The organism is Jatrophihabitans sp. (assembly GCF_051960575.1).
In the GTDB taxonomy this organism is placed as follows: domain Bacteria; phylum Actinomycetota; class Actinomycetes; order Mycobacteriales; family Jatrophihabitantaceae; genus JBQCEE01.
Map to the genome: position 1 here is coordinate 1 of NZ_JBQCEE010000186.1, position 5,239 is coordinate 5,239.

Annotated in this window: 3 protein-coding genes and 1 pseudogene; 2 read left to right on the plus strand and 2 right to left on the minus strand. The window is 72.5% G+C overall.

Annotation, left to right across the window (positions count from 1 at the left end):
- A pseudogene (locus ACTHMS_RS10575) lies at positions 1–313 on the minus strand (hypothetical protein); the annotation flags it as partial.
- Positions 314–394: 81 nt separating this feature from the next.
- Between ACTHMS_RS10575 and ACTHMS_RS10580 the strand changes: the two are divergent.
- Positions 395–904 carry an Rv3235 family protein gene (locus tag ACTHMS_RS10580; protein ID WP_440306623.1) on the plus strand — a complete coding sequence of 170 codons (510 nt, stop codon included), beginning with the start codon at positions 395–397 and terminating at the stop codon, positions 902–904.
- An 89-nt stretch (positions 905–993) separates the two neighbouring features.
- Here ACTHMS_RS10580 and secA read toward each other — a convergent pair whose 3' ends face one another.
- A complete protein-coding gene (gene secA, locus ACTHMS_RS10585; protein ID WP_440306624.1) occupies positions 994–3,828 on the minus strand; it encodes a preprotein translocase subunit SecA in 2,835 nt (944 codons plus the stop codon).
- An 85-nt stretch (positions 3,829–3,913) separates the two neighbouring features.
- Here secA and ACTHMS_RS10590 point away from each other — a divergent pair.
- Positions 3,914–5,239: GNAT family N-acetyltransferase (locus ACTHMS_RS10590; RefSeq protein WP_440306625.1), on the plus strand; the 1,326-nt coding region annotated here is incomplete at its 3' end.

Sequence of the window (5,239 nt, forward strand, 5' to 3'; positions counted from 1 at the left end):
CGGCGTGGCCCGTGGCGACGAGCGCGGCCGCCCCGGCGCCGCGTCCTTCCACGCCCGCTCTGCGCACCTCGCCCGCCACACCCGCCCCGCCCGCCGCGCCCGGCTGGCCCACCGCGCCGAGCCCGTCCGCCCCGGCACGGCCGTCGCCCGCGCGTGCCGACCACGAGCCGGTCGTGGTCCGTGCCGGCGACTCGCTCTGGTCGATCGCGGCGGGCCGACTCGACGGTCGGGCCACCGACGCCCGCATCGCTGCGGCGTGGCCGGCGTGGTGGGCGGCGAACCGCGCTGTTGTCGGCGCCGATCCCGACCTCATCCGCCCGGGTCAGGCGCTGCAGCCGCCGACCACCCAGCACCCGCGTCCAGCCGACACCGCATCCACACCGAGGGGAACGTCATGACCGCCGCCGCCGTCCGGTACGCCACCGTCCGCCCGGCCCCCCGCCGCGAACCACCGTTCGACGACGAACTGGCCGCTGAGCGCCCGCCGCTGCGCCTGGTGCGCGGGCTCGAGCTGGAACTGCCGTTCCCCGATCCGCACGTCGTCACGCCGCTGCAGGTGGGGGTCCGTCCGAGCGTGGCCGGTGACCCCGAGCTGTGGGCGCGTCGGCTGCTGCTCGGGCTCAGCGAGTACGCCGCGGGCCGGCGCCCGCTGCACCAGCTGGCACCGATCGTGAACCCGCTGCTGCTGCGCAGCCTGGGCGCCAACATCGACCGAGCGCGCACCGCACCCGGTGGTCACTGGCTCCGCGGCGCGGCGATCCGCTCGCTGCGCCTCAGCACGCCGGCCGACGGTGTCGCCGAGGTGGCGGCCGTGCTCAACGCCGGGCGCAGGGTGCGGGCGATGGCGCTGCGCCTCGAGGTGCGCCACGGTCGCTGGCAGTGCGTCCAGCTGCAGATGGCCTGACGGCCCCACGACACCGAGAACCCCCTGTCGTGGCTCGTCTTCCAGCCTGGAATCGAGCCACAGCAGGGGGTTTCGCGTGCCTCGGGACGTCAGCGCTTGCGCTTGCGGGCGTTGCCGGCGCTGCTGCGGTTGCCGCGGCTGCCCCGGTTGGGGTTGCTGCGGGTCTGTGGCCGCTTCGCCCCGTCGCCCGCGGCATCGGTCTCCTTCGACATCGACACCGACGGCGTGTCCGAGCCGAGTTCGGGCGCGGTGTAGGTGAGCGGCCGCTTCTCCGGCGCCTGCCCCAGTCCCTTCGCGGAGATCTGCGGCGCGTGCTGCTGCTCGTGCTGGGCCTGGGCCTGGCGCAGCAGCTCGTGGTCGAGCGCCGGGTTCTCGGAGTCGGCGTACGGGTCGACGATCGCCGGCGCCTGCTCGGCCTCCGGCTCGTCGGCCTCGACCTGCACCTCGAGGTTGAACAGGAAGCCGACCGACTCCTCCTTGATCGCCTCCATCATGGCGGCGAACATGTCGAAGCCCTCGCGCTGGTACTCGACCAGCGGGTCGCGCTGGGCCATCGCCCGCAGGCCGATGCCCTCCTGCAGGTAGTCCATCTCGTACAGGTGCTCGCGCCACTTGCGGTCGAGCACGGTGAGGATGACGCGGCGCTCGAGCTCGCGCAGCACCTCGGCCCCGAGGTCCTCCTCGCGCGCGTCGTACGCGGCCTGCGCGTCGGCGGTGAGCTCCTCGACCAGGAAGTCGCGGGTGAGGTCGGACTTCTCGCCGCCGGCCTGGCTGATCGCCTCGTCGATGGTGAGCGACACCGGGTACAGCGTGCGCAGCGCCGTCCAGAGCGCCTCGAGGTCCCACTCCTCGGCGTAGCCCGCCGAGGTCGCGCCCTCGACGTAGCCCCGCACGACGTCGTCGATCATCGGCCGGATCTGGTCGGTGAGGTCGGCGCCCTCGAGCACCTTGCGCCGCTCGTCGTAGATGACGGTGCGCTGCTTGTTCATGACCTCGTCGTACTTGAGGACGTTCTTGCGGATCTCGAAGTTCTGCTGCTCCATCTGCGTCTGCGCGGACTGGATGGCCTTCGAGACCATCTTCGCCTCGATCGGCACGTCCTCGGGCAGGCGCAGGAAGTTCATCATCGCCTGCACGCGCTCGCCGTTGAAGCGGATCATGAGGTCGTCCTCGAGAGAGAGGTAGAACCTCGACTCCCCCGGGTCGCCCTGACGGCCGGCGCGGCCGCGCAGCTGGTTGTCGATGCGCCGTGACTCGTGCCGCTCGGTGCCGAGCACGTAGAGGCCGCCGAGCTCGACGACCTCGTCGTGCTCCTTGGCCGCGTCCTCGTGGGCCTTTTCGAGCGCCTCGGCCCAGGCGGCCTCGTACTCCTCCGGCGTCTCGTCCGGCGAGAGGCCGCGGTCGCGCAGTGCGGCGTCGGCGGCGAACTCGGCGTTGCCGCCGAGCTGGATGTCGGTGCCGCGACCGGCCATGTTCGTGGCGATCGTGACCGCGCCCTTGCGTCCGGCGTTGGCGATGATGGCCGCCTCACGCGCGTGCTGCTTGGCGTTGAGCACCTCGTGCGGGATGCCGCGCCGCAGCAGCAGCGACGACAGCCGCTCGCTCTTCGCGACGCTGGCCGTGCCGACGAGCACCGGCTGGCCGGCCTCGTGCCGCTCGGCGATGTCGTCGATGACGGCGGCGAACTTCGCGTCCTCGGTCTTGTAGATGAGGTCGGTCTGGTCCTGCCGCACCATCGGCTTGTTGGTCGGGACGGGCACCACGCCGAGCTTGTAGGTCTGGTGCAGCTCGGCGGCCTCGGTCTGCGCCGTGCCGGTCATGCCGGACAGCTTCTTGTACAGGCGGAAGTAGTTCTGCAGGGTGATCGTCGCCAGCGTCTGGTTCTCCTGCTGGATCTGCACCCCCTCCTTGGCCTCGATGGCCTGGTGCATGCCCTCGTTGTAGCGGCGGCCCTGCAGGACACGGCCGGTGAACTCGTCGACGATGAGCACCTCACCGTTGGTGACGATGTAGTCGCGGTCGCGCTTGAACAGCTCCTTGGCCTTGAGCGAGTTGTTCAGGTAGCCGACGAGCGGGGTGTTGGCGGCCTCGTAGAGGTTGTCGATGCCGAGTTGGTCCTCGACGAAGGCGACACCCTCCTCGGTGACCGCGACGGTGCGCTTACCCTCTTCGACCTCGTAGTGCACGTCCTTCTTCATCCGCGGCGCCATGCGCGCGAACTCGAGGTACCAGCGCTGGTTCTCCTCCGCCGGGCCGCTGATGATCAGCGGCGTGCGGGCCTCGTCGATGAGGATCGAGTCGACCTCGTCGACGACCGCGAAGTTGTGGCCGCGCTGCACCATGTCGTCGAGCGACCACGCCATGTTGTCGCGCAGGTAGTCGAAGCCGAACTCGTTGTTCGTGCCGTAGGTGATGTCGGCCTGGTAGGCGAGCTTGCGCTTCTCGGGCGGCAGGTCGTTGGTGATCTTGCCGACGGTGAGGCCGAGGAAGCGGTGGACGCGACCCATCCAGTCGGCGTCACGGGAGGCCAGGTAGTCGTTGGTCGTCACGACGTGCACGCCGTCGCCGGAGAGCGCGTTGAGGTAGACCGGCAGCGTCGAGACGAGCGTCTTGCCCTCACCGGTCTTCATCTCGGCGATGTTGCCGAGGTGCAGGGCGGCGCCGCCCATGAGCTGCACGCGGTAGTGGAACTGCCCGAGCACCCGCCGGGCCGACTCGCGCACGACGGCGAACGCCTCGGGCAGCAGGTCGTCGAGCGTCTCGCCGTCGGCCAACCGCTCCTTGAAGGTGTCGGTCAGGGCCCGCAGCTCGGCATCGGTCAGGTCGACGTAGTCGCTCTCCATCGCCTCGATGTGATCGGCGATGTTTCCGAGACGGCGGACCTGCTTGCCCTCGCCGGCACGCAGAAGTTTGGCTAGCACCACGCGAGCCATGGTACGGGCCCCGTGGTCCGTCTCACTCGCGGCAAAGCGGTTTGCTCATGACCGGGCGTCTGCCAGGGTCGGCGCCATGGCGATCATCGACGGCGTCGACCTGACCGACCTCGTGCTCACCGGCCCCCGGCTCACCCTGCGGCCCTGGCGCCCCGACGACGCGGACGTCGTGTTCGCCGCCCTCCGGGACGACGCCGCGGCGGCCCGCTTCACGACCGTGCCCGTCCCGTACACCGAGGCGGACGCCGTCGCCTTCACCGGCAGGTTCGGCAACGCCGGCCGGGCGGACGGCAGCGAGCTCGGCGGCGCGCTGGTCGAGCGGGCCACCGGCCGGGTGGTCGGGTCGGCGAGCCTGCGGCTGCCCAGCGGCGACCTCGGCTACATCGTCTACCCGGTGCACCGCGGACAGGGCTACGCCGCCGAGGCGGTGCGGATGCTCGTCGCCTGGGCCTTCGCCCACGGCCTGCACCGCGTCGAGATCGACGCGGACGTCCGGAACCTCGCCTCGCTGCGCACCGCCCTCGACGCCGGGTTCGGCTTCGAGGGCGTCGCCTGGCGCAGGCCTGTGCAGGGCCCTGCCGGCAGCGACCGCACCCTCGACCTCGCCTGGTTCGCTCGCTTCGCCGACGATGACGGCGCACCGATCGCGCCGCGACTGCCGTGGCCGACGGCGCCGCTCGACGACGGCGTGCTGGCGCTGCGTCCGCTGGCGCCGGACGACGTGGACGGGCTGCTCGGCACGGAGGACGCCGAGTCGGTGCGCTGGAACTTCACCGGCGACGCACCGAGGCGCGCCGACCTCGCGCGCACCTGCGCCCGGGCCGGTCTCGACTGGCTCACCACCGGCCTGGCGCGGTGGGCGATGGTCGACACGGCGACCGGCGGCTTCGCGGGCGCGCTCACCGTGCGGCCGGTCGGCCCGCCCCAGGTCGCCGGCATCGGCTACGGCGTGCACCCCGACTTCCGCGGGCGCGGCTACACCGCGCGGGCGCTGCGGCTGGTGAGCGCCTGGGCCTTCGAGGTCGCGGGGATGGCCCGGCTCGAGCTGGGCGCGAAGGAGGGCAACGTCGCGTCGCAGCGCGCGGCGCTTGCCGGCGGGTTCGAGCCGGACGGGGTGCGGCGCTCGCGGCTGCGCAACGCCGACGGCACGTTCGCCGACGAGGTGCGGTTCGCGCTGGTCAACCCCGACCTCGCCGGGCACGGCGGTGGGACCGCCCCGTGTCCGGGCCCGGGGAGGTACGGGGGGGGGCCGGGGCCCCTCCCCACCCGGCCGGGAGGGGGGGGGTTTGTCTCTCTCCCCTTTGCGGGGTGGTGTGGGGGGGGGGCCGGCCCCCCCCTTTTCGTCCCGCGGGCGGGGCCCCGGGGCGGGCCCCCCGCCGTGCCCGGCGAGGTCGGGGTTGAC